Below are 23739 nucleotides of genomic sequence, written 5' to 3'. Positions count from 1 at the left end.
TCAGCGCGCCACCGCCTCGTGCACCAGCCGTTTGAGGTCACGGAAGACGGTGTGGGAGGACCGGGGCCGCACCTGCGTGTAGAACTGCACGGTCAGGTCGCGGCCCGGGTCGACCCAGAAGGTGGTGGTGGCCACCCCGCTCCAGCCGTAACTGCCCAGCGAGGAAGGGGCCTGCGTACGGGACGGGTCGATGACGACGGAGACGCCGAGACCGAAACCGACGCCCTCGTTGCCCGGTTCGTCGTGCGCGGGACGGCTGCCGAAGGCGCGCAGGTCGGCACCGCCCGGGAGGTGGTTGCGGGTCATCAGGTCCACCGTCCGCGGGGTGAGCAGCCGTGTGCCGTCGAGTTCGCCGCGCCGCCGCAGCATCTCCATGAACCGGTGCATGTCATGGGCGGAGGCGACCATGCCGCCGCTGCCGGACAGGAACCGGGGACGTCCCCGCAGCGGCAGTCCCGGAATCGGTTCGAGGCCGCCGCCCTCCGCCTCCCCGTACAGCTCCGCGAGCCGCCCCGCCCGCTCGTCGTCGACCTCGAAGCCGGCGTCCGTCATGCCGAGCGGCCGGAAGACGCGCTCGGCGAGGTAGGTGTCCAGCGGCTGTCCGGACACGACCTCGATGACGCGCCCCAGCACGTTCGAGGCGACCGAGTAGTTCCACTGCGTGCCCGGATCGAACTGCAGCGGCAGACGCGCGTACGCCTCGGTGGTCCGGGCGAGGTCCGAGCCCGGCAGCACCGCCGACTCCAGCCCGGCCGCCCGGTACAGCGCGTCGACGGGATGCGCGTGGTAGAAGGCGAACGTCAGCCCGGCGGTGTGCGTCATCAGATGCCGTACGAGGAGGGGGCCGGAGGCGGGGCGGGTGCGCACCTCGTCACCCGATCCGCCCTCGTACACGCGCGGCTCCGCGAACGCCGGGAGGTGACGGCCGACCGGATCGTCCAGCGACAGACGCCCCTCCTCCATCAGCATCAGCGCGCCCACCGACGTCACCGGCTTGGTCATGGAGTAGATCCGCCACAGCGTGTCCCCGCGCACGGGCAGCCCGGCCGCGATGTCCCGCGCCCCGTACGCCGTGAGGTGCGCGACCCGGCCGCCCCGGGCGACGGACACCAGGAATCCGGGCAGCCGCCCCTCGTCGACCAGGCGGGCGAAATGACCGTCCAGACGCTCCAGCGCCCCCGCGTCCAGCCCGGCCTCCTCGGGACCGGTCTCCTGCCGCAGCACTGCCATCGCCCTCCTTGGATCGGGTTCGTCGAGGTGAGTGCGGCATACCCCGCACGGACCGGCTCAGACCTCCGTACGAGTGAGGGCCGGGAACGCCGGGACGGTGCGCGGCGTTGACCGAGGCATGACTCAGGACGCCGCACAGGACGCACTGCTCGGTCTGCTCTCGGAGGAGCCCGGCGGAGTGCTCGTCACGCTGAAACGCGACGGACGGCCCCAGCTGTCCAACGTCATGCACGTCTACTACCCCGACGAGCGGATCATCCGGGTCTCGCTCACGGACGACCGGGCCAAGACCCGCAACCTGAGGCGCGACCCCCGGGCCTCCTACCACGTCACCACCCGGGACCGCTGGGCCTACACGGTCGCCGAGGGCACCGCCGACCTGTCGACCGTCGCCGGCGACCCGCACGACGGGACGGTGGAGGAACTGGTCCGGCTGTACCGCGACCTCAGCGGCGAGCACCCCGACTGGGACGACTACCGCGCCGCCATGGTCCGCGACCGGCGGCTGGTGCTGCGGCTGCGGGTGGAGCGGGCGTACGGCATCGCACGGGGCGCCGGGGCGTAGCACCCCGGCGCGTGCGGTGGGCGCTCAGGCGCCGACGTACTCCGCAAGGTGCTCGCCCGTGAGGGTGGAGCGGGCCGCGACGAGGTCGGCGGGCGTGCCCTCGAAGACGATCCGGCCGCCGTCGTGGCCGGCCCCGGGACCGAGGTCGATGATCCAGTCGGCGTGCGCCATCACCGCCTGGTGGTGCTCGATGACGATCACCGACTTGCCGGCGTCGACCAGCCGGTCCAGCAGGCCGAGCAGCTGCTCGACGTCGGCGAGGTGGAGGCCGGTGGTCGGCTCGTCCAGGACGTAGACACCGCCCTTGCCGCCCATGTGGGTGGCCAGCTTCAGGCGCTGCCGCTCGCCGCCGGACAGGGTGGTGAGCGGCTGGCCGAGCGTGAGGTAGCCGAGGCCGACGTCGGCGAGCCGCTCGAGGATCTTGTGCGCGGCGGGGGTGCGCGCGTCGCCGGTGCCGAAGAACCGCTCGGCGTCGGTCACCGGCATGGCGAGGACCTCGCTGATGTCGCGCCCGCCGAGCCGGTACTCCAGCACCGACGGCTGGAACCGCTTGCCCTCGCAGTCCTCGCAGGTGGTGGAGACCCCGGCCATCATCCCCAAGTCGGTGAAGACGACACCGGCGCCGTTGCAGGTGGGGCAGGCGCCCTCGGAATTGGCGCTGAACAGCGCCGGCTTCACCCCGTTGGCCTTGGCGAACGCCTTGCGGATCGGGTCGAGCAGCCCGGTGTACGTGGCCGGGTTGCTGCGCCGGGAGCCGCGGATCGGGGTCTGGTCGACCGCGATCACCCCCTCCTCGGCCGGGATGGACCCATGCACCAGCGAGCTCTTGCCGGAGCCCGCGACCCCGGTGACGACGGTGAGCACCCCGAGCGGGATGTCGACGTCGACGCCCCGGAGGTTGTTCGCCGTCGCGCCGCGGACCGGCAGCTTGCCGGTGGGCTCGCGCACCGTGTCCTTGAGCGAGGCCCGGTCGTCCAAGTGGCGGCCGGTGACGGTGTCGCTGGCCCGCAGTCCCGCGACGGTGCCCTCGAAGCAGACGGTGCCGCCCGCGGCCCCGGCGCCGGGACCGAGGTCGACGACGTGGTCGGCGATCGCGATCGCCTCCGGCTTGTGCTCCACGACCAGCACCGTGTTGCCCTTGTCCCGCAGGCGCAGCAGCAGGGTGTTCATCCGCTGGATGTCGTGCGGGTGCAGACCAATCGTGGGCTCGTCGAAGACGTAGGTGACGTCGGTGAGCGAGGAGCCCAGGTGGCGGATCATCTTGACCCGCTGCGCCTCACCGCCCGACAGCGTGCCCGACGCCCGGTCCAGCGACAGATAGCCGAGACCGATCTCCACGAACGAGTCGAGGGTGTGCCGCAGCGCGGTGAGCAGCGGCGCCACCGACGGCTCGGCGAGACCGCGGACCCACTCCGCCAGGTCCCTGATCTCCATCGCGCAGGCGTCCGCGATGCTGATCCCCCCGATCTTCGAGGACCGGGCGCCCTCGGTGAGCCGGGTGCCGTCGCAGTCGGGGCAGGTGGTGAAGGTGACCGCCCGGTCCACGAACGCCCGGATGTGCGGCTGCATCGCCTCCCGGTCCTTGGAGAGCATCGACTTCTGCAGCTTGGGGATCAGCCCCTCGTAGGTGAGGTTGATCCCGTTGATCTTCACCTTGGTCGGTTCGCGGTACAGGAAGTCGTGCCGCTCCTTCTTGGTGTACTCGCGGATCGGCTTGTCCGGGTCGAAGAAGCCCGACTCGGCGATGACCCGCACCACCCAGCCGCCCCCGGTGTAGGTGGGGATGGTGAACGGGTCCTCGGAGAGCGACTTGGAGTCGTCGTAGAGCTGGGTGAGGTCGATGTCGGAGACCGTGCCCCGGCCCTCGCAGTGGGTGCACATGCCGCCGGTGCGGCTGAAGGACACCTTCTCCGTCCTGGTCTTCTCGGCGCCGCGGTCGACCGTGAACCCGCCGCTCGCCTGCACGGAGGCGACATTGAAGGAGAACGCGCCGGGCGGGCCGAAGTACGGCCTGCCCAGCCGGCTGAAGAGGATGCGCAGCATCGCGTTGGCGTCGGTGGCGGTGCCGACGGTGGAGCGCGGGTCGGAGCCCATCCGCTGCTGGTCCACGGTGATCGCGGTGGTCAGCCCGTCCAGCACGTCGACGTCGGGACGCGCCAGCGTGGGCATGAACCCTTGCAGGAACGCGCTGTACGTCTCGTTGATCATCCGCTGAGACTCGGCGGCGATCGTGTCGAACACCAGCGAGCTCTTGCCCGAGCCGGACACACCGGTGAACACGGTCAGCCGCCGCTTGGGGAGTTCGACGCTGACGTCCTTGAGGTTGTTCTCGCGCGCGCCGTGCACGCGGATCAGGTCGTGGCGGTCGGCGGCGTGCGGCGCGGCCTGCCCCTGGTCCGTCCTCGTGGCCATGCTCATCGTTCTCCATCCGTCGGGCGGGGCCCCGTCGTGGTCCCGCCGGCGTTCCCCGGCTCGGTCCGACCGGCGGCGCGGGGCGCGGCGCGGTCGTCGGTCTGCGGCGCGGCACCGGCCGTGGCCCGCCGTCCGTACGACGGGTTCCCGGCCGCGGATGCGCGCGCCAGGGCCAGGCTAGGCGGGCCGCGGCCCGTCGCGCTTCTCGATTCCTGACCGGTCGGGAACGGAGTGCGGGCGAGCGCGCGCCGACCCGCGACGCCGACGAGCGCCCCCGCCCGGCGGCGGGAGCGCTGGTCGCCGGGCCCCTCGCGGAAGGGACCTGGGAATCACCGGCAGCGGGTCAGGCCGTCACCTTCTCCGGCCGCTCCGCCTCCGCCGCGCCCGCGCGTTCCCCGAGCCGTTCGGTGGCCGTGCGGTGGGTCTCCCGGGCCGTGAGCGCGGCGAGCACCGGCGGCACGCACAGGGCCGCCGTGAAGAGGGCCACCGCGGACCAGTCGTCGCCGTCGGGACCGGCGATCCGCGCGGCGAACGTGACCGCGAAACCGGCCACCGCGAAACCGATCTGGGTGCCGATCGCCACACCCGAGAGCCGGACGCGGGTCGGGAACATCTCCCCGTAGAAGGACGGCCACACACCGTTCGCGGCGCTGTAGACGACACCGAAGGCGAGGATGCCGAGGAGCAGGGTCAGCGCGTGGTTCCCGGTGGAGATCGCCCACAGGTACAGGAACATCGTCACCGCGCTGCCGGCGGCGCCGACCAGGAACACCGGACGGCGGCCCACCCGGTCGGAGAGCGCGGCCCACAACGGGATCGCCGCCAGCGCGACGACATTGGCCAGGGCACCCACCCAGAGCATGGAGGAGCGCGACATGCCGACGGCGTCACTGGTCGCGTACGCCAGCGCCCACACCGTGAAGATCGTGCTGACGGAGGCGATCAGCGCGCCCGCGACGACCCGCAGGACGTCCGCCCAGTGCTCGCGCACCAGCACCACCAGCGGCAGCCGCACCACGCCCTCGGTGGCGGTCTGCCGGGCGAAGGCCGGTGTCTCCTCCAGCCTGCGCCGGATGACCCAGCCCGCCACGGCCACCGCGACGCTCAGCCAGAACGGCACCCGCCAGCCCCAGGACAGCAGGTGCTCCTCGGGCAGCGCGGCGACCGGGATGAACACCAGCGTGGCGAGCAACTGCCCGCCCTGGGTGCCGCTGAGCGTGAAGCTGGTGAAGAAGCCCCGCCGGTCCGCCGGCGCGTGTTCCAGGGTCATCGAGTTGGCGCTGGCCTGCTCGCCGGCCGCCGAGATGCCCTGGAGGACGCGGCACAGCACCAGCAGCACCGGGGCGAGGTCGCCGACCTGGGAGCGGGTGGGCAGACAGCCGATGAGGAACGTCGACAGGCCCATCAGCATCAGCGTGAAGACCATGATCTTCTTGCGGCCGAGCCGGTCCCCGACGTGCCCGAGGAACAGCGCGCCGAGCGGCCGGGCCGCGTAGGCGACACCGAAGGTGGCCAGCGACAGCAGGGTGGCGGTGGCCGGGTCGGAGTCGTCGAAGAAGACCTCCGGGAAGATCAGCGCCGCCGCACTGCCGTAGATGAAGAAGTCGTAGTACTCCAGGGCGCTGCCGATCCAGGCCGCGGCCGCGGCCTTCTTCGGCTGTCCGGGCGGGGCTGCGTCGCGGTGCGGTGCGGGGACGGACACGGCGTGCTCCTTCAGGGGGACTCCACGACGGTACGCGGAGGGCGAGCGGAGGGGAGAGGCCGATGCGCTAATTAACCCACTGGATAGTTAGTCGCGGCGGTAGGGATGCTGCGCCCGGCCGCCACCACTGTCAAGGGGTCGCGTCGCATCCCGCCGCGCGCATCAGCCCGCCGCGCGCTCCGCCGTGAGGTAGGCGATCACCATGTCGCCCAGCATCGTCCGGTAGTGCTCGCGCCGGTGCGGGTCCACCAGGTCGCGGGCGAACAGCGCGCCGAAGGTGTGCCGGTTGGACACCCGGAAGAAGCAGAACGAGCTGATCATCGCGTGCAGGTCGACCGCGTCGACATCGGCCGTGAACAGGCCCGACTCCTGCCCCGCCGCGAGGATCCGGCGGATCACGTCCAGCGCGGGCGACCCCATCCGGCCCAGCTTCTCGCTGGCCGCGATGTGCTGCGCGCCGTGGATGTTCTCGATGCTGACCAGGCGGATGAAGTCGGGGTGCCGCTCGTGGTGGTCGAAGGTCAGCTCCGCCAGCCGCCGGATGGCCGCCACCGGGTCCAGGTGGTCGACGTCCAGCTGCTGTTCGGCCTCGCGGATCACCCCGTACGCCCGCTCCAGCACGGCCGTGAACAGCTGTTCCTTGCCGCCGAAGTAGTAGTAGATCATCCGCTTGGTGGTGCGGGTGCGGGCCGCGATCTCGTCGACGCGGGCGCCGTCGTAGCCGGCCCGGGCGAACTCCTGGGTCGCCACGTCGAGGATCTCGGCCCTGGTGCGGGCGGCGTCACGGATGCGCTCGCCGGGCCGTGCCGGTTCTTCGACGCTGGTCATCGGGTTCCTTCGGGCCGGGGTGCGGTGTCCGGTGATTCTAGAAGCAGCCCGGCCCCGGCCCGCCGGGTCTTCCCGCCCGGCCTTCGCTGCTGATATAGCTAACGTACTGGTTCGTACATTGGTGAGCCGTCTCTGGAGGTCCCGGTGCTCAAGGACTCGTATCTCGTCGGGCTGATCGGCTCCGGCATCGGCCCGTCGCTCAGCCCCGCGCTGCACGAGCGGGAGGCCGGCCGCCAGGGACTGCGCTGTCTGTACCGGCTGCTCGACCTCGACACGATCGGCGTGCCGCCGGAGGCGGTGGGCGAACTGCTGCGTGCCGCCCGGCTCCTCGGGTTCGACGGGCTCAACATCACCCACCCGTGCAAACAGCTCGTCCTCGACCACCTCGACGCCCTCGATCCGCGGGCGCGGGCGCTCGGCGCGGTCAACACCGTCGTGTTCGACGACGGCCGCGCCATCGGCCACAACACCGACGTCACCGGCTTCGCCGCCTCCTTCGCCCGCGGTCTGCCCGACGTACCGCTGGAGCGCGTGGTGCAGCTCGGCGCGGGCGGCGCCGGAGCGGCCGTCGCCCACGCCACGCTCACCCTGGGCGCCGGCCGGGTCACCGTCGTGGACGCCCTGCCCGACCGGGCCGCCGAACTCGCCACCGCACTGAACCGCGCCTTCGGCCCGGGCCGCGCCGCCGCCGCGACCCCCGACCGGCTGCCCCGCCTGCTCGCCGCAGCCCACGGCACCGGCGGCCTCGTCCACGCCACCCCCACCGGCATGGCCGCCCACCCCGGCCTGCCCCTGCCGGCCGGACTGCTGCACCCGGACCTGTGGGTCGCCGAGGTGGTCTACCGCCCGCTGGAGACCGAACTGCTGCGCGCCGCCCGCGCGGCCGGCTGCGCCACCCTCGACGGCGGCGGCATGGCCGCCTTCCAGGCCGCCGACGCGTTCCGCCTGTTCACCGGCCGGGAACCCGACACGGCCCGGATGCTCGCCGACCTCACCGAACTGACCGGCGGCGCCGTCACCACGCCCCGCTAGCCGGACCGCGCGGCCCAGGAAGCACAGCCACGGGAAGCCCCCGGCCCTCCCGGACGATCCCGCCAGTCCACGGAAGCGAGAGGTACCGACGTGCGCACGTCCATCGCCACCGTCTCCCTCAGCGGGTCCCTCACCGAGAAGCTCACGGCCGCCGCCCGGGCCGGCTTCGACGGGGTGGAGATCTTCGAGAACGACCTGCTCGCCGCCCCCCTCTCCCCGGAGGAGGTCCGCGCCCGCTGCGCCGACCTCGGGCTGACCGTCGACCTCTACCAGCCGCTGCGCGACATCGAGGCCGTGCCCGCCGAGGTGTTCGCCCGCAACCTGCGCCGGGCCCGGCACAAGTTCGATCTGATGCGCCGGCTGGGCGCGGACACGGTCCTGGTCTGCTCCAGCGTCGACCCCGCCGCCGTGGACGACGACGCCCTCGCCGCCGGGCAGCTGAGCGAACTGGCCGGCCTGGCCGCCGACTTCGGCATCCGGGTGGCGTACGAGGCGCTGGCCTGGGGACGGCACGTCAGCACCTACGACCACGCCTGGCGGATCGTCGAGGCGGCGGACCATCCCGCGCTCGGCACCTGTCTGGACAGCTTCCACATCCTCTCCCGCGGCTGCGACCCCGAGGGCATCGAGGACATCCCCGGCGAGAAGATCTTCTTCCTCCAGCTCGCCGACGCCCCGCTGCCCGCGATGGACGTCCTCCAGTGGAGCCGCCACCACCGCTGCTTCCCCGGCCAGGGCGGTTTCGACGTCGCCGGACTGGTCCGGCACGTCCTGCGCACCGGCTACGACGGACCGCTCTCCCTGGAGGTGTTCAACGACGTCGTCCGGCAGTCCGAGGCCGGCCCGACCGCCGTGGACGCCCGCCGCTCCCTGCTGATGCTCCAGGAGGAGGTGGGCGCCGCCGGACCGCCCGCCCCCGTCGTGCCGACCGGATTCGCCTTCGCCGAACTCCTCACACCGGACGCGGAACCCCTCGCGGCGCTGCTCGGCGCCCTCGGTTTCGCCCGCACCGCCCGGCACCGCGGCAAGCCCGTCGACCTGTGGCAGCAGGGCGAGGCACGCATCCTGGTCAACACCGGTGCGGCCGTGCGCCGTGACGGCACCCGGCTCGCCGCCGTCGGCCTGGAGTCACCCGACCCCGCCGGAGCCGCCCGCCGCGCGGAGGCCCTGCTGGCGCCCGTCCTGCCGCGCCGCCGCGCCCCCGGGGACGCCCCGCTCGACGCGGTGGCCGCGCCCGACGGCACGGAACTGTTCTTCTGCGGTACGCGGCCCGACGGCTGGCGGGCCGACTTCGAGGACGTGGAGCACGCCCCCGCGGCCCCGGGCGTGCGGCACATCGACCACCTCGCCCTCACCCAGCCCTGGCACCACTTCGACGAGGCGGCGCTGTTCCACCGCAGCGTGCTCGGCCTGCGGGCCGAGGACAGCGTGGACGTCGCCGACCCCTACGGCCTGCTGCGCAGCCGCGCGGTCAGCAACGCCGACGGCAGCGTCCGGATCGCCCTCACCGTCGGTGCCGCGCCCACGGACGACACCGTGCACGCCCAGCACATCGCGCTCGCCACCGACGACGTGGTGGCCGCGGCCCGCCGCTTCCGTGACGCCGGGGGCCGGCTGCTGCCGATCCCGGCGAACTACCACGACGACCTCGCCGCCCGCCACGACTTCGCCGACGGCGAGCTGGACACCTACCGCGAAGTGGGCATCCTCTACGACCGTGACGAGCACGGCGCCCTGCGCCACTGCTACACCCGCACCATCGGCGGGGTCTTCTTCGAGCTCCTCCAGCGCGACCCCGGCCACCGCGGCTACGGCGCCCGCAACGCCCCCGTCCGCCTGGCCGCCCAGCACGCCGCGCGGACGCACGCGGGCGGCTGAGGCGCACCGGTTACGGGCGGGTGTTCCACTCGGCGACGACGGGCCTGCCGTGCTCCAGCGACAGACGGCTCAACGTGCCCGTCTCCAGCCGGAACAGGCGGCCGGCGGCCGGGGGCAGACCCAGCCGGCGGGCCGTCAGGACGCGCAGCAGGTGACCGTGGGCCACGAGCACGACGTCCCCCTCCTCCAGCGCCCCGGCCAGCCGGGACAGCACCCGGTCCGCGCGGGCCCCGACCTGCTCGGGGGACTCGCCCGCGAACTCCGTGCCCGGCGGCACCCCGTCGGTCCACAGGTCCCAGCCGGGCCGGGTCCGGTGGATCTCGGCGGTCGTGATGCCCTCGTAGGCGCCGTAGTCCCACTCCCGCAGGTCCGGTTCCGGCAGGGCGCCGGTCAGGCCCGCCAGGTCGGCGGTGCGCCGGGCACGGGCCAGCGGGCTGGTGAGCACCAGTCCGAAGGCCCGTCCGGCCAGCAGCGGGGCGAGGGACTTGGCCTGTGCCTCACCCGCCGGGGTCAGGGGCAGATCGGTGCGGCCGGTGTGCCGGCCCGCTCTGCTCCACTCCGTCTCGCCGTGCCGCGCCAGCAGCAGATCCCCCACGGTCGTTACGCCTTCTTCGCCGACTCGACGGCGTGGCCGCCGAACTGGTTGCGCAGCGCCGCGACCATCTTCATCTGCGGCGAGTCCTCCTGACGGGAGGCGAACCGCGCGAACAGCGACGCGGTGATCGCCGGCAGCGGCACGGCGTTGTCGATCGCCGCCTCCACGGTCCAGCGGCCCTCGCCCGAGTCCTCCGCGTAACCCCGCAGCCGCTCCAGGTGCTCGTCCTCGTCGAGGGCGTTGACCGCGAGGTCCAGCAGCCAGGAGCGGATGACGGTGCCCTCCTGCCAGGAGCGGAACACGTCCCGGACGCCGGTCACCGACTCGGCCTTCTCCAGCAGCTCCCAGCCCTCGGCGTAGGCCTGCATCATGGCGTACTCGATGCCGTTGTGGACCATCTTCGCGAAGTGCCCGGCGCCCACCCGGCCCGCGTGGACATAGCCGTACGGGCCGTCCGGCTTGAGCGCGTCGAAGATCGGCTTCAGCCGCTCCACGTGCTCCTCGTCACCGCCGACCATCAGGGCGTAGCCGTTCTTCAGGCCCCAGACGCCGCCCGAGACGCCGGCGTCGACGAACCCGATGCCCCGGGCGCCCAGCTCCCTGGCGTGCTTCTCGTCGTCCGTCCAGCGGGAGTTGCCGCCGTCGACGACGGTGTCGCCGGGCTTGAGCAGGCTCGCCAGCTGGTCGATGACGTGCTGCGTGGCGGCGCCTGCCGGGACCATCACCCACACCGCGCGCGGCCCTTCGAGCCGGTCGACGAGGTCGGACAGGTGGTCCACGTCGGAGAGTTCGGGGTTGGTGTCGTACCCGATCACGGTGTGGCCGGCGTTGCGGATGCGCTCGCGCATGTTGCCGCCCATCTTGCCGAGACCAACAAGACCGATCTGCATGTCAGTTCACTTCCTGCGTTCGCGGTAGGCGGCCACCAGCGCGGCCGTGGACGGGTCGAGACCGGGGACGTCGGCGCCTTCGGTGAGGGCGGGCTCGACGCGCTTGGCGAGCACCTTGCCGAGTTCGACGCCCCACTGGTCGAAGGAGTCGATGTTCCAGATCGCGCCCTGCACGAACACCTTGTGCTCGTAGAGCGCGATCAGCTGGCCGAGCACCGACGGGGTCAGTTCGGTGGCCAGGATCGTGGTGGTGGGGTGGTTGCCGCGGAAGGTGCGGTGCGGCACCTGCTCCTCGGGCACGCCCTCCGCCCGGACCTCCTCGGCGGTCTTGCCGAAGGCGAGGGCCTGGCCCTGGGCGAACAGGTTGGCCATCAGCAGGTCGTGCTGGGCCGTGAGGTCGTCGCTCAGCTCGGCGACCGGGCGGGCGAACCCGATCAGGTCGGCCGGGATCAGCTTGGTGCCCTGGTGGATCAGCTGGTAGTAGGCGTGCTGCCCGTTGGTGCCGGGCGTGCCCCACACCACCGGTCCGGTCTGCCAGGTGACCGGGCGGCCCTGGCGGTCCACCGACTTGCCGTTGGACTCCATGTCGAGCTGCTGGAGGTAGGCGGTGAACTTCGACAGGTAGTGCGAGTACGGCAGCACCGCGTGCGACTGCGCGTCGAGGAAGTTGTTGTACCAGACGCCCAGCAGGCCCAGGATCATCGGCGCGTTGGCCTCGGCGGGCGCGTTGACGAAGTGCTCGTCGACGATGCGGAAGCCGTCCAGCATCTCCCGGAAGCGGTCCGGGCCGATCGCGATCATCAGCGACAGGCCGATCGCCGAGTCGAACGAGTAGCGTCCGCCGACCCAGTCCCAGAACTCGAACATGTTCGCCGTGTCGATGCCGAAGTCCGTGACCTTCTCGGCGTTCGTCGACAGGGCCACGAAGTGCCTGGCCACCGCCTTCTCGTCACCCAGCGCGTCCAGCAGCCAGTTCCGCGCGGAGGTGGCGTTGGTGACCGTCTCGATGGTGGTGAACGTCTTGGACGCGACGATGAACAGCGTCTCGGCCGGGTCCAGGTCACGTACCGCCTCGTGCAGGTCGGCGCCGTCCACGTTCGACACGAAACGGAACGTCAGGTCGCGCGCGGTGTAGGGGCGCAGCACCTCGTACGCCATCGCGGGCCCCAGGTCCGAGCCGCCGATGCCGATGTTGACGACGTTGCGGATCCGCCTGCCGGTGTGCCCCGTCCACTCCCCGGAACGCACCCGGCCGGCGAAGTCCGCCATCCGGTCCAGGACGGCGTGCACGGCCGGGACCACGTTCTCCCCGTCCACCTCGACCACCGCGTCCCGCGGAGCCCGCAGCGCGGTGTGCAGCACCGCCCGGTCCTCCGTGGTGTTGATCCTCTCGCCACGGAACATGGCGTCCCGCAGACCGGGCACGTCGGTGGCCTCGGCCAGCTCGACCAGCAGGGCGAGCGTGTCGTCGGTGACCAGGTGCTTGGAGTAGTCGATGCGCAGGTCGCCCACGTGGACAACGTAGCGCTGCGCGCGGGACGGGTCGGCGGCGAACAGTTCCCGCAGGTCGGGCTGAGGCAGGGCGTCCGTGCGGTGGTTCTCCAGGGCGGCCCACTCGGGGCGCCGGATCGGCTCGGGGACGTCAGACATGGGCGGGGATCTCCTCGGTGGCCTCGCCGCGCAGGGCGATGGCGTACATCTCGTCCGCGTCGAGGCGCCTGAGCTCCTCGGCGATCAGTTCGGAAGTGGGCCGGACCTTCAGCGCCAGCCGGCGCGAGGGCTGGCCCGGCAGGGTGAGCGTGGCCAGCGGGCCCTCGGGCCGGTCGATGACGACCTCGCCGTCCGCGGTGCCCAGCCGGACCGCCGTGACGACCGGCCCGGCCGTCACCACCCGGTCCACGGTGACCTTCAGCCGCGCCTCCAGCCAGCGCGCGAGCAGCTCGGCGGCCGGATTGTCCGCCTCGGCCTCCACGGCCGCCGAGGTCACCGTCGCCCGGGCCTGGTCCAGCGCCGCCGCCAGCATGGAGCGCCACAGCGTCAGCCTGGTCCACGCCAGGTCGGTGTCGCCGGGAGCGTAGGTGCGCCTCCGCTTCTCGAGCACCTCCATCGGGTTCTCGACCGCGTACAGGTCGGTGATCCTGCGCTGGCCCAGCGCGCCCAGCGGGTCCTTCGCGGGGTTGTCGGGCGCGTCCGACGGCCACCACACCACCACCGGGGCGTCCGGCAGCAGCAGCGGCAGCACCACCGAGTCGGCGTGCTCGGACACCTCGCCGTAGGTCCGCAGCACCACGGTCTCCCCGGTGCCGGCCTCCGAGCCGACCCGTACCTCGGCGTCCAGCCGGGGGTGGGTGCGCTCGCGCGGGGTGCGGGCGTGCCGCTTGATGACGACCAGGGTGCGCGAGGGGTGCTCGTGCGAGGCCTCCTCGGCCGCCTTGATCGAGTCGTAGGCGTTCTCCTCGTCCGTGACGATCACCATCGTCAGGACCATGCCCACGGCCGGTGTGCCGATGGCGCGGCGGCCCTGCACCAGCGCCTTGTTGACCTTGCTTGCCGTGGTGTCGGTCAGGTCGATCTTCATGGCCTGCGCCAGCTCCGTCCGTCTCGTGCGAGCATCTCGTCGGCTTCCGCGGGTCCCCAGCTGCCCGAGGCGTACCGCGCCGGCCGGCCGTGAGACGCCCAGTACTCCTCGATCGGGTCGAGGATCTTCCAGGACTCTTCCACTTCCTGGTGCCGGGGGAACAGGTTGGCGTCCCCCAGGAGGACGTCCAGGATGAGCCGTTCGTACGCCTCCGGGCTGGACTCGGTGAACGACTCGCCGTAGGCGAAGTCCATCGTCACGTCCCGCAGCTCCATGGACGTGCCCGGCACCTTGGAGCCGAAGCGGACCGTCATGCCCTCGTCCGGCTGGACCCGGATGACGATCGCGTTCTCGCCCAGCTCCTCGGTGGCGGTGGAGTCGAAGGGGGAGTGCGGCGCCCGCTGGAAGACCACCGCGATCTCGGTGACCCGGCGGCCGAGCCGCTTGCCGGCGCGCAGGTAGAAGGGGACGCCCGCCCAGCGCCGGTTGTCCACCCCGAGCTTGATCGCCGCGTAGGTGTCCGTGGCGGAGGCCGGGTCGATGCCCTCCTCCTCCAGATAGCCGCGCACCTTCGCGCCGCCCTGCCAGGCGCCCTCGTACTGGCCGCGCACCGTGTGCCGGCCCAGGTCGTCCGGGAGCTCGACGGCCCGGAACACCTTCAGCTTCTCGGTCAGCAGCGAGGCCGCGTCGAAGGAGGCCGGTTCCTCCATCGCGGTGAGCGCCATCAGCTGCAGCAGGTGGTTCTGGATGACGTCACGCGCAGCGCCGATGCCGTCGTAGTAGCCCGCGCGGCCGCCGATGCCGATGTCCTCCGCCATGGTGATCTGCACATGGTCCACGAAGGACCTGTTCCAGATCGGCTCGAACATCTGGTTGGCGAAGCGCAGCGCCAAGATGTTCTGCACGGTCTCCTTGCCGAGGTAGTGGTCGATCCGGAAGACCTGCTCCGGGTCGAACACCTCGTGCACGATCGCGTTGAGCTCCCGGGCCGACGTCAGGTCGTGCCCGAACGGCTTCTCGATCACCGCGCGCCGCCAGGAGCCCTCGGGGGCGTCGGCCAGCCCGTGCTTCTTCAGCTGCTGGACCACCTTGGGGAAGAACTTCGGCGGTACGGAGAGGTAGAAGGCGTAGTTGCCGCTGGTGCCCCGGGAGGCGTCCAGCTCCTCGACCGCCGAGCGCAGGTGCTTGAACGCCGAGTCGTCGTCGAAGTCACCGGGGACGAACCGCATGCCCTCGGAGAGCTGCTGCCAGACCTCCTCGCGGAACGGGGTGCGGGCGTGCTCCTTGACCGCGTCGTGCACCACCTGCGCGAAGTCCTGGTCCTCCCAGTCCCGGCGGGCGAACCCGACCAGCGAGAAGCCCGGCGGCAGCAGGCCCCGGTTGGCGAGGTCGTACACGGCCGGCATCAGCTTCTTGCGGGACAGGTCGCCCGTCACACCGAAGATCACCAGGCCGGAGGGGCCGGCGACCCGGGGCAGGCGGCGGTCCCGGGGGTCACGCAACGGGTTGGACCAGTCGGCGGCGGGCGGATCGGGGGCCATGAGGGCCTCCGCCGGTTCCTCCGCCGGTTCCTCAGCGGGCACCTCAGCCGTCTCCTCCGGCGCGGTCACCGAGGTGTCCGCCGCCGCTCCGGGCGCTCCCGCCCCGCCGGGGGCCTGCGCCGCCGGTCCGGTCGTCTCGTCGGTCATTCCGCGTCAACTCCCTTGCTGTCGAGCGCCTTCGCCACCGCGTCGAGCAGCTCCTGCCAGGCGTCCTCGAACTTCGCGACGGCCTCGTTCTCCAGCTGCCGCACCACCTCGTCGTACGAGATCCCGAGCCGCTCCACGGCGGCCAGGTCGGCCCGCGCCTGGGCGTAGCCGCCGGTGACGGTGTCGCCCCGGACCACGCCGTGATCGGCGGTGGCCCTCAGCGTGGCCTCGGGCATCGTGTTGACGGTGCCGGGTGCGACCAGCTCCTCCACATACAGGGTGTCCTTGTAGGCGGGGTCCTTCACCCCCGTGGACGCCCACAGCGGGCGCTGCTCGTTGGCCCGGGACCCCCCGGCCGGCGCCGGCCGGCGCTCACCGGAGAAGACCTCCTCGTACGCCTCGTAGGCGAGCCGTGCGTTGGCCAGGGCCGCCCGGCCCTTCAGGGCGAGGGCCTCGTGCGTGCCCAGCACCGTCAGCCGCTTGTCGATCTCGCTGTCGACGCGCGAGACGAAGAAGGAGGCCACGGAGTGGATCGCGGCCAGGTCGAGCCCGGCGGCGCGCGCCTGCTCCAGACCGGCGAGGTAGGCGTCCATGACCTCGCGGTACCGCTCCAGCGAGAAGATCAGCGTGACGTTGACACTGATCCCGGCGCCGATCACCTCGGTGATCGCGGGGAGGCCGGCCTTCGTCGCCGGAATCTTGATCATCACGTTGGGCCGGTCCACCAGCCAGGCCAGCTGCCGGGCCTCGGCGACCGTCGCACGGGTGTCGTGCGCCAGCCGCGGGTCGACCTCGATGGAGACCCGGCCGTCCCGGCCGCCGGTCGCCTCGTACACCGGCCGCAGGACGTCGGCGGCCGCCCGGACGTCGGGGGTGGTCATCATCCGCACCGCCTCGTCGACCGTGACACCCCGCACGGCCAGGTCGGCGAGCTGCTCCTCGTACCCCGCTCCCGACCCGATGGCGGCCTGGAAGATCGACGGGTTGGTGGTGACACCGACCACGGTCCCGGCCTCGACGAGCGCGGCCAGGGTGCCCGAGGCGAGGCGCTCCCGGGACAGGTCGTCCAGCCAGACCGACACCCCCTCGTCGGCCAGTCGTTTCAGTGCTCCCGCGTTCGCGGTTGCTTCGTTCACATTGATCATCTTCTTTCTCGCGGTCGCGTCAACCGCGTGCGGCGGCCAGTGATTCCCTGGCGGCGGCCACGACGTCGTCGGGGGTGAAGCCGTAGGCGGCGAACAGGGTCTCGGCGTCGGCGGAGGCGCCGAAGTGTTCGAGGGAGACGATGCGTCCCGCGTCACCCGTGAACCGGTACCACGTCAGTCCCACTCCGGCCTCGACCGCAACGCGGGCCCTCACGGACGGCGGCAGGACCCGCTCGCGGTAGGCGCGCGGCTGCTCCTCGAACCACTCCACGGACGGCATCGACACCACCCGGGTGGCGATCCCGTCGACCTCCAGCACGTCCCGTGCGGCGACGGCGAGCCGGACCTCGGAGCCGGTGGCGATCAGGATCACCTCCGGGGCCCCGCCGGACGCCTCGGCCAGCACGTAACCGCCCTTCGCCGCGTCGGGGTTCGGCGGGTACGTCGGTACGCCCTGACGGGTGAGCGCCAGTCCGTGCGGGGCCGGACGGGTGGTGTGCCGCTTCATGATCTCCGCCCAGGCGATCGCGGTCTCGTTGGCGTCCGCCGGGCGGACGACGTTCAGCCCCGGGATGGCGCGCAGCGAGGCCAGGTGCTCGACCGGCTGGTGCGTCGGGCCGTCCTCGCCGAGGCCGATGGAGTCGTGCGTCCACACGAACGTCACCGGAAGCTGCATCAGGGCGGACATGCGGACGGCGTTGCGCATGTAGTCGGAGAACACCAGGAAGGTGCCGCCGTAGACGCGTGTGTTGCCGTGCAGGGCGATGCCGTTCATCTCCGCGGCCATCGAGAACTCGCGGATGCCGAAGTGGACCGTACGGCCGTACGGGTCGGCCTGCGGCAGCGGGTTGCCCGCGGGGAGGAACGACGACGTCTTGTCGATGGTGGTGTTGTTGGAGCCCGCCAGGTCGGCGGAGCCGCCCCACAGCTCCGGCAGGACCGCACCCAGTGCCTGGAGGACCTTGCCGGAGGCGGCCCGGGTGGCGACCGACCGGCCGGGTTCGAACACCGGGACGGCGTCCTCCCAGCCGTCGGGCAGCCGCCCTGCCACGACCCGGTCGAACAGCTCGGCGCGCTCCGGGTTCGCCTCGCGCCAGCCGGCGATGCTCCTGTCCCAGGCCGCGTGCGCCTCGGCGCCCCGGTCCAGCGCCCGGCGGGTGTGGGCGAGGACCTCGTCGGCGACCTGGAAGTCCCGCTCGGGGTCGAAGCCGAGGAGACGCTTGGTGGCGGCCACCTCCTCCGCGCCGAGGGCCGAGCCGTGCGACGCCTCGGTGTTCCGCGCGTGGGGGGCGGGCCAGGCGATGACGGTGCGCATCGCGATGATCGAGGGCCGCCCGGTCTCCGCGCGCGCCGAGACCAGCGCCGCGTACAGGGCGTGCACGTCGATGTCGCCGTCCTCGCGCGGCGCGACGCGCTCCACGTGCCAGCCGTAGGCCTCGTACCGCTTGAGCACGTCCTCCGAGAAGGCGGTGGCGGTGTCCCCCTCGATGGAGATGTGGTTGTCGTCGTAGAGCAGCACCAGGCCGCCGAGCTTCTGGTGGCCGGCCAGCGAGGAGGCCTCGGCGGAGACGCCCTCCTGGAGGTCGCCGTCGGAGACGACCGCCCAGACGGTGTGGTCGAAGGGGGACCGGCCCGTGGGCGCGTCCGGGTCGAACAGGCCGCGCTCGAAGCGGGCGGCCATCGCCATGCCGACGGCGTTGGCCACGCCCTGGCCGAGCGGTCCCGTGGTGGTCTCGACCCCGGCGGTGTGGCCGTACTCCGGGTGCCCGGGTGTCCTGGAGCCGTGGGTGCGGAACGCCTTGAGGTCGTCGAGGCCCAGTTCGTAGCCGGCGAGGTACAGCTGCGTGTAGAGGGTCAGCGAGGTGTGGCCGGGGGAGAGGACGAAGCGGTCACGACCGGTCCACTCGGGGTCGGCCGGGTCGTGCCGCATCAGCTTCTGAAAGATCGTGTAGGCGGCCGGGGCCAGGCTCATCGCGGTGCCCGGGTGGCCGTTGCCGACCCGCTGCACGGCATCGGCGGCCAGCAGACGGGCGGTGTCGACGGCACGCCGGTCCAGATCGGTCCAGTCCAGTCGGTGGGGTGGCTGCGTGCTCATCTTCAAGAAGTCCTCGATCCGAGCGGTAAAGCTCCTCTGATGCGTTCAACAGTAAAAGTCTGACTTTTTCGGGGGCAGGTCGAGGTGTGCCAGCCTGTGGTGAAAGTGGGACACCGGGCGCACGATCGAGGTGGGCACGGCACTCGGATGACGGACATGGGAGACATGACGGGCACAGGTCCGCGGAGCGGAGGACGGGGCGGCGGGGACGACGACGGTGACGGCGACGGGATCAGAACCTTCCCCTTCCCGGTCGACCGGAGCGTTCTCGGTGTCGGCATGCAGATCGCCCCGATGGGCCCCGACCGCACCTGGCGCGCCGACGCGCCGACGGACCGGGTGCACCGCATCGACTTCCACGTCGTGATGCTGTTCGACGCCGGACCGGTCCGGCACATGGTCGACTTCACCGAGTACGAGGCCGCGGCGGGCGACCTGCTGTGGATCCGCCCGGGGCAGGTCCACCGTTTCTCGCCCGGCGGCGGGTACCGCGGAACCGTCCTCGCCATGCGGCCCGGTTTCCTGCCCCGCGCCACCGTCGAGGCCACCGGCCTCTACCGCTACGACCGGCAGCCCCTGCTCCGCCCGGACCCGGCCCAACTGACCGCCCTGCGAGCCGCCCTGGACCACCTGCGCCGCGAGTACGAGGACACGGCCACCCTCCCGCTGAGCCTGCACACGGCCGTGCTGCGGCACTCCCTGACCGTGTTCCTGCTGCGCCTGGCCCACCTCGCGGCCAGCTCCGACGCGGCGGACCGCGAGCGCGCCGGCACCGCCTTCACCCGGTTCCGGGACGCGGTGGAGCACGGCTTCGCCACCAACCACAGCGTCAGCGCCTACGCCGACGCGCTCGGTTACTCGCGCCGCACCCTGGTGCGCGCGGTGCGCGCCGCCACCGGGGAGACACCCAAGGGCTTCATCGACAAGCGCGTGGTGCTGGAGGCCAAGCGGCTCCTCGCCCACACCGACCTGCCGATCGGCCGGGTCGGGGCGGCCGTCGGGTTCCCGGACGCGGCCAACTTCTCGAAGTTCTTCCACCAGCACACCGACACCACGCCGGCGGCGTTCCGCGCGGAACTGCGGTGACCCGCGCGGCCGGTCGCCGCACGAACGGACCGGACACGTGGAAGAGGGCCCCACGCGGTGCGCGGAGCCCTCTTCCCCGGCCGGGAGGGGCCGGTGTGGGGGGTGCTCAGTGGCTGAAGGTGAACCAGTTGACGTTCACGAAGTCCGCCGGCTGGCCGCTGGTGAAGGTCAGATAGACGTCGTGCGTGCCCGTCACGGAGCCGATGTTCGCCGGGATCGTCCGCCAGGACTGCCAGCCGCCCGTGCTGCCCACCGCGAAACTGCCGATGGGCGCGTTGCTCCGGCTGTCCAGACGCACCTCGACCAGCCCGCTGACGCCGGAGGCCGCGCCGCTCGCCACCCGCGCGGAGAACTGGCGGGCCGGGTTCGAGCCGAAGGTGACGCCCTTGAACTGCAGCCAGTCACCATGGGCCACCGCACCCACGTTCTGGCCGCCGCCCGAGTCCGAGGTCGACTCGGTCATCACACCGGACTGGGCGTCGTACGACTCGGCCTGGATGGCGCTGTACGCGTCGCGGTCGCCGGTCGGCGGGGGCGTGGTGCCGCCGCCGGAGGACAGCACCTGCACGTAGTCGACGAGCATCGAGTGGCCGGGCTGGGTGCCCGCGTCCGGGCCGCCGCCGAAGGCGTCGGGGAAGCCGCCGCCCATCGCCACGTTGAGGATGATGAAGAAGCCGTGGTCCGTGGCGTTGGACCAGGTCGTCGCGTCGACCTGGTTCTCCCGCACGGTGTGGTAGTTGACGCCGTCGAGGGAGAAGCGGATCTCCTCCACGCTCGTGGAGCGGTCCCACTCCATCCGGTACGTGTGGAAGCCGGCCTGGCACGTCATGCCCGAGCAGGTGGTCGAACCGCCGATGCCGCTGGTCTCGTTGCACGGGCCGCCCGGCGAGGTGCCGCAGTGCATCGTGGCGAACACGGTGTTCATGCCCTGCGTGTTCTCCATGATGTCCAGCTCGCCGACGGCGGGCCAGTTCCAGTAGTTGCCCCGGAAGGGGGCGCCCAGCATCCAGAACGCCGGCCAGTAGCCCTTGGCGGCGGCGCCGGTGACGTTCGGCACCTGGATGCGGCTCTCCACGCGGAGCTTGCCGCCGGCCGGGGGCTGGAAGTCGGTGCGGTTGGTCTCGATGCGGCCGGAGGTCCAGTTGCCGGAGGCGTCGCGGCGCGGGGTGATGCGGAGGTTGCCGCTGCCGTCGAGCGAGACGTTGTCCCGGTTGGAGGTCATCGTCTCGATTTCACCGGTGCCCCAGTTGGCGGGGCCGCCCGGGTAGCCCTTGCCGGTCGCGTACTGCCAGTGGGAGGTGTTGACGCCGCTGCCCGCGGCGCCCTCGAAGTCGTCGGCGAAGACCTGGGTCCAGCCCGACGGGGGAGGCGGCACGGAGGCGCTCGCGGACGGGCTCGCCGCGCCCGCGGCGCCCGCGGCGAGGGCCAGCGTGCCGACGACGGCGAGCAGCGCCCGCCGCAGGGGACGGGGTCTGCGCGGGGTGCGGGGAGTGCCGGAGGTGTCTCTCATGGGGGGATGCCCTCTCGGGTTCGGACGGCCTGCGTGAGGGAGGTGCTTCGAGAGCCCGGAACTTCGCTGAGAGCGCTCTCAAGCCGACGCCAATGTGCTCCGCGGGCGTGGCGCCGTCAAGAGGTGTCACCGTGAAACTCCCTGACGGCGGGGAGAGTTCACCTCTCGAAAGACGCGAAAGGGTGCAAGCGCGCCCCGCCCGGAGGGAGGCGTGCGGCACCCGGAAGGACGGGCGCGGCGCCCGGGAGGTCCCGGACGCCGCGCGGGCCAGCGCGTTCGACCATGCCGCGCGGGGCGCTCAGACCCCCGTCGGCACCCGCGGCCGGGGCTGCTCCACCGGCTCCTCGTGCAGACCGAAGCGGTCGTGCGCCCGGCGCAGGGGCGCCGGCGCCCACCAGGCGCGGCGGCCCAGCAGGGCCATGGTGGCCGGGACCAGGAGCATCCGCACGACGGTCGCGTCGATGAGCACCGCCAGGGTGAGCCCCAGGCCGATCTGCAGGATGGGCGAGAACCCGCCCGTCATGAAGGCCCCGAAGACGACCGCCAGCAGCAGCGCCGCGCAGGTCACCACCCGGCCGGAGCGGCGCAGCCCCGTCACCACGGCCTCCCGGTCGTCCCCCGTCAGCCGCCGTGCCTCCCGCATCCGGGCCAGGATGAACAGCTCGTAGTCCATGGCGAGCCCGAACGCGATCGCGATGATCAGCGGCGGCGCGGTGAGACTCAGCGCGCCCAGGCCCTCCGCACCCAGCAGCCCGGCCAGATGGCCGTCCTGGAAGACCCACACCACCACGCCGAGCGCGGCCGCCAGGCTGAGCACTGTCGTCGCGATGGTGCGCAGGGGCAGCAGCACGGAACCGGTGAACGCGAACAGCAGCACGAAGATGCCGGCCAGGACGGTCAGGGCCGCCCACGGCCCCCGCTCGGCGAGCATCTCGCGGAAGTCGACCAGCCGGGCCGCCGTGCCGGTCACCTCGACCGGTTCGTCGCCGCGCAGCTCCCGCACCCGCTCGACCAGCTCGGTCGCCTCCTTCCCGTCGGCCGGGCCGGGCGGCCGGATCTCCAGCACCGTGGCGCCGCCGGGCAGTTCGCGCCCGGTGGTGGCCGGCGACAGCGCCTCGATCCGGCCGGCGGTCGCGGCGTCGGCACCGGGCCCGACCACCACCGTGACCGGCGAGACCCCCGTGCCCGCCGGGAAGTGGGCGCCGACCGTGTCGTGCACCTGCCGCGCCTCGGTGTCCGTGGGCAGCTGCCGGGCGTCGCCCACGGCGATGCTCATCCCGGACACCGGCAGCGCCAGCACCAGCAACGCCGGTACGACGACGGCCAGTACGGCGATCCTGCGCCGGGCCGCGAAGCGGGCGACGCGCGCGAAGGACCGGCCCTCCTCGCCCCCGGGCCGCGTCTTCGCCGGGGCGATCCGCCCGCCGAACCGGGCCAGCAGCGCGGGCAGCAGGGTGAGCGCGGCCAGCATGTCGATGACGACCACGGCGGCCACCGCCAGACCCATGCTGCGCAGGAAAACGCTCGGGAAGACCAGCAGACCGGTGAGGCTGACGGCCACGGTGAGCCCGGAGAACAGCACCGTCCGCCCGGCCGCCGCGACCGTGCGGTGCACCGCCTCCACGACGTCCTCGGTGTGCCGGCGCTCCTCCCGGAACCGCACCAGCATCAGCAGCGCGTAGTCCACGGCGAGCCCGAGCCCCAGCATCGTCGTCACCTGGATCGCGTACACCGAGATGTCGGTGACCCCGCTGAAGGCGAACAGCGCGAGGAACGCCCCCGCGATCCCGCTGACGGCGATCACCAGCGGCAGCAGGGCCGAGCGCAGCCCGCCGAACACCGCGAGGAGCAGGGCCAGCACCACCGGCAGGGAGATCAGCTCCGCGTTCTTCACGTCCTCCTGGGCCCGCTCACCGAGCTGCTGCCCGAGCAGCGGCCCCCCGCTCACATGGACGTCGGGCGCGTCGATCTCCCTGATCCGCTCGGCCGCCGCGTCCAGCGTCCGCTCCTCGGCGTCGTCGTCGAGACCGCCCTCCAGGGTTACGGGGATGAGCAGCGCCCGCCCGTCCTCGGCGGTCAGACCGGGCGTGGTGTACGGGTCGGGCACCGCGGCGACGCCGGGGACCTCCCGGACGTCGGCCACGGCCCGCTCCACCTCGGCCCGCAGCCCCGGGTCCGCGACGGCGGTGCCGGCCACCACCCCGGAGATCGACTCGCCCGCCGGGTCCACCCGGTCCAGGTACTGCGCGGCCGACTCCGATTCGGTTCCGGGGACTTCGGGCACGTTGTCGGAGAGGCGCGCGAAGACGCCCGTCCCCAGCCCGAAGCCCAGCAGCAGAAAGAGCCCCCACAGGAGCATCACGGTCAAGGGGCGGCGGGTCGCCGCCCGGGCGAGTGCGGAAAGCACGGTTCCTCCCGGCGAGTGAGGGGTCGTCATCACCCCCAGACTCGTGCCGCGGGCCCGGTCGCCGGATCGCCGGAGAGAGGGGTTCGCGGCCCTCGCCC

17 protein-coding genes are annotated in these 23739 nt (G+C 72.5%); 4 read left to right on the top strand and 13 right to left on the bottom strand.

Features of this window, described 5'->3' with window-relative positions; translation table 11 throughout:
- Window positions 1–1230, bottom strand: a complete 1230-nt coding sequence (locus FHX78_RS04275; protein WP_145866127.1) for a serine hydrolase domain-containing protein — start codon at window positions 1228–1230, stop codon at window positions 1–3.
- Window positions 1231–1348: 118 nt separating this feature from the next.
- Between FHX78_RS04275 and FHX78_RS04270 the strand changes: the two genes are divergently transcribed.
- A complete protein-coding gene (locus tag FHX78_RS04270) occupies window positions 1349–1795 on the top strand; it encodes a TIGR03618 family F420-dependent PPOX class oxidoreductase (RefSeq protein WP_145866126.1) in 447 nt (148 codons plus the stop codon).
- A 24-nt stretch (window positions 1796–1819) separates the two neighbouring features.
- Here FHX78_RS04270 and FHX78_RS04265 read toward each other — a convergent pair whose 3' ends face one another.
- The 3 genes from FHX78_RS04265 to FHX78_RS04255 form a co-directional block, all read right to left on the bottom strand.
- The gene (locus FHX78_RS04265) at window positions 1820–4213 is read right to left on the bottom strand and encodes an ATP-binding cassette domain-containing protein (protein WP_145866125.1); all 2394 of its coding nucleotides are present in this window, start codon (window positions 4211–4213) and stop codon (window positions 1820–1822) included.
- 337 nt (window positions 4214–4550) lie between these two features.
- Window positions 4551–5909: an MFS transporter gene (locus tag FHX78_RS04260; protein WP_145866124.1), complete on the bottom strand. Its 1359-nt coding sequence runs from the start codon at window positions 5907–5909 to the stop codon at window positions 4551–4553.
- Between the two features lie 162 nt (window positions 5910–6071).
- Entirely contained in the window at window positions 6072–6737 is a 666-nt protein-coding gene (locus FHX78_RS04255; RefSeq protein WP_145866123.1) for a TetR/AcrR family transcriptional regulator, read from the bottom strand.
- A gap of 144 nt (window positions 6738–6881) precedes the next feature.
- Here FHX78_RS04255 and FHX78_RS04250 point away from each other — a divergent pair, with 144 nt between their 5' ends.
- Both FHX78_RS04250 and FHX78_RS04245 read left to right on the top strand, forming a co-directional pair.
- On the top strand, window positions 6882–7769 hold the full coding sequence (locus FHX78_RS04250) for a shikimate dehydrogenase (RefSeq protein ID WP_145866122.1): 888 nt from the start codon (window positions 6882–6884) through the stop codon (window positions 7767–7769).
- A 90-nt stretch (window positions 7770–7859) separates the two neighbouring features.
- A complete protein-coding gene (locus FHX78_RS04245) occupies window positions 7860–9647 on the top strand; it encodes a bifunctional sugar phosphate isomerase/epimerase/4-hydroxyphenylpyruvate dioxygenase family protein (protein WP_145866121.1) in 1788 nt (595 codons plus the stop codon).
- A 10-nt stretch (window positions 9648–9657) separates the two neighbouring features.
- Here the strand turns inward: FHX78_RS04245 and FHX78_RS04240 are convergent, their stop codons facing one another.
- The 7 genes from FHX78_RS04240 to tkt all read right to left on the bottom strand — a co-directional run bounded on the left by FHX78_RS04240 (window position 9658) and on the right by tkt (window position 18638).
- A complete protein-coding gene (locus FHX78_RS04240; protein WP_145866120.1) occupies window positions 9658–10242 on the bottom strand; it encodes a histidine phosphatase family protein in 585 nt (194 codons plus the stop codon).
- A 5-nt stretch (window positions 10243–10247) separates the two neighbouring features.
- The gene (gene gnd, locus FHX78_RS04235) at window positions 10248–11132 is read right to left on the bottom strand and encodes a phosphogluconate dehydrogenase (NAD(+)-dependent, decarboxylating) (RefSeq protein WP_145866119.1); all 885 of its coding nucleotides are present in this window, start codon (window positions 11130–11132) and stop codon (window positions 10248–10250) included.
- A 6-nt stretch (window positions 11133–11138) separates the two neighbouring features.
- Window positions 11139–12782 carry a glucose-6-phosphate isomerase gene (pgi, locus tag FHX78_RS04230; RefSeq protein ID WP_145866118.1) on the bottom strand — a complete coding sequence of 548 codons (1644 nt, stop codon included), beginning with the start codon at window positions 12780–12782 and terminating at the stop codon, window positions 11139–11141.
- Window positions 12775–13710 carry a glucose-6-phosphate dehydrogenase assembly protein OpcA gene (gene opcA, locus FHX78_RS04225; protein ID WP_145866117.1) on the bottom strand — a complete coding sequence of 312 codons (936 nt, stop codon included), beginning with the start codon at window positions 13708–13710 and terminating at the stop codon, window positions 12775–12777. Before opcA ends, pgi begins: the two co-directional genes overlap by 8 nt.
- The gene (gene zwf / locus FHX78_RS04220) at window positions 13707–15251 is read right to left on the bottom strand and encodes a glucose-6-phosphate dehydrogenase (RefSeq protein ID WP_145871628.1); all 1545 of its coding nucleotides are present in this window, start codon (window positions 15249–15251) and stop codon (window positions 13707–13709) included. Before zwf ends, opcA begins: the two co-directional genes overlap by 4 nt.
- Before the next feature lie 143 nt (window positions 15252–15394).
- A complete protein-coding gene (tal, locus tag FHX78_RS04215) occupies window positions 15395–16543 on the bottom strand; it encodes a transaldolase (protein ID WP_145866116.1) in 1149 nt (382 codons plus the stop codon).
- 19 nt (window positions 16544–16562) lie between these two features.
- A complete protein-coding gene (gene tkt / locus FHX78_RS04210) occupies window positions 16563–18638 on the bottom strand; it encodes a transketolase (RefSeq protein WP_145866115.1) in 2076 nt (691 codons plus the stop codon).
- Window positions 18639–18803: 165 nt separating this feature from the next.
- Here tkt and FHX78_RS04205 point away from each other — a divergent pair, with 165 nt between their 5' ends.
- On the top strand, window positions 18804–19724 hold the full coding sequence (locus FHX78_RS04205; protein WP_145866114.1) for a helix-turn-helix domain-containing protein: 921 nt from the start codon (window positions 18804–18806) through the stop codon (window positions 19722–19724).
- 106 nt (window positions 19725–19830) lie between these two features.
- On the opposite strand, the gene FHX78_RS04200 is transcribed toward FHX78_RS04205, so the two are convergent.
- Both FHX78_RS04200 and FHX78_RS04195 read right to left on the bottom strand, forming a co-directional pair.
- A complete protein-coding gene (locus FHX78_RS04200) occupies window positions 19831–21234 on the bottom strand; it encodes a glycoside hydrolase family 16 protein (RefSeq protein WP_145866113.1) in 1404 nt (467 codons plus the stop codon).
- A 298-nt stretch (window positions 21235–21532) separates the two neighbouring features.
- Window positions 21533–23641, bottom strand: a complete 2109-nt coding sequence (locus FHX78_RS04195) for an MMPL family transporter (RefSeq protein ID WP_145866112.1) — start codon at window positions 23639–23641, stop codon at window positions 21533–21535.
- Window positions 23642–23739: the final 98 nt, after the last annotated feature.

Origin of the sequence: Streptomyces capillispiralis, assembly GCF_007829875.1 — a bacterium.
In the GTDB taxonomy this organism is placed as follows: Bacteria; Actinomycetota; Actinomycetes; order Streptomycetales; family Streptomycetaceae; genus Streptomyces; species Streptomyces capillispiralis.
Note: the sequence above shows the minus strand (reverse complement) of the source record. Positions and strands in the feature narration are given on the sequence as shown.

What these genes read in the sequence shown, in the direction of transcription:
- FHX78_RS04270 (WP_145866126.1), top strand. Translation starts at nt 1,349, where the DNA reads ATGACTCAGGACGCCGCACAGGACGCACTGCTCGGTCTGCTCTCGGAG.
- FHX78_RS04255 (WP_145866123.1), bottom strand. Translation starts at nt 6,737, where the DNA reads ATGACCAGCGTCGAAGAACCGGCACGGCCCGGCGAGCGCATCCGTGAC.
- tal (WP_145866116.1), bottom strand. Translation starts at nt 16,543, where the DNA reads ATGATCAATGTGAACGAAGCAACCGCGAACGCGGGAGCACTGAAACGA.
- opcA (WP_145866117.1), bottom strand. Translation starts at nt 13,710, where the DNA reads ATGAAGATCGACCTGACCGACACCACGGCAAGCAAGGTCAACAAGGCG.
- FHX78_RS04205 (WP_145866114.1), top strand. Translation starts at nt 18,804, where the DNA reads ATGACGGGCACAGGTCCGCGGAGCGGAGGACGGGGCGGCGGGGACGAC.
- pgi (WP_145866118.1), bottom strand. Translation starts at nt 12,782, where the DNA reads ATGTCTGACGTCCCCGAGCCGATCCGGCGCCCCGAGTGGGCCGCCCTG.
- tkt (WP_145866115.1), bottom strand. Translation starts at nt 18,638, where the DNA reads ATGAGCACGCAGCCACCCCACCGACTGGACTGGACCGATCTGGACCGG.
- FHX78_RS04265 (WP_145866125.1), bottom strand. Translation starts at nt 4,213, where the DNA reads ATGAGCATGGCCACGAGGACGGACCAGGGGCAGGCCGCGCCGCACGCC.
- FHX78_RS04200 (WP_145866113.1), bottom strand. Translation starts at nt 21,234, where the DNA reads ATGAGAGACACCTCCGGCACTCCCCGCACCCCGCGCAGACCCCGTCCC.
- gnd (WP_145866119.1), bottom strand. Translation starts at nt 11,132, where the DNA reads ATGCAGATCGGTCTTGTTGGTCTCGGCAAGATGGGCGGCAACATGCGC.
- zwf (WP_145871628.1), bottom strand. Translation starts at nt 15,251, where the DNA reads ATGGCCCCCGATCCGCCCGCCGCCGACTGGTCCAACCCGTTGCGTGAC.
- FHX78_RS04275 (WP_145866127.1), bottom strand. Translation starts at nt 1,230, where the DNA reads ATGGCAGTGCTGCGGCAGGAGACCGGTCCCGAGGAGGCCGGGCTGGAC.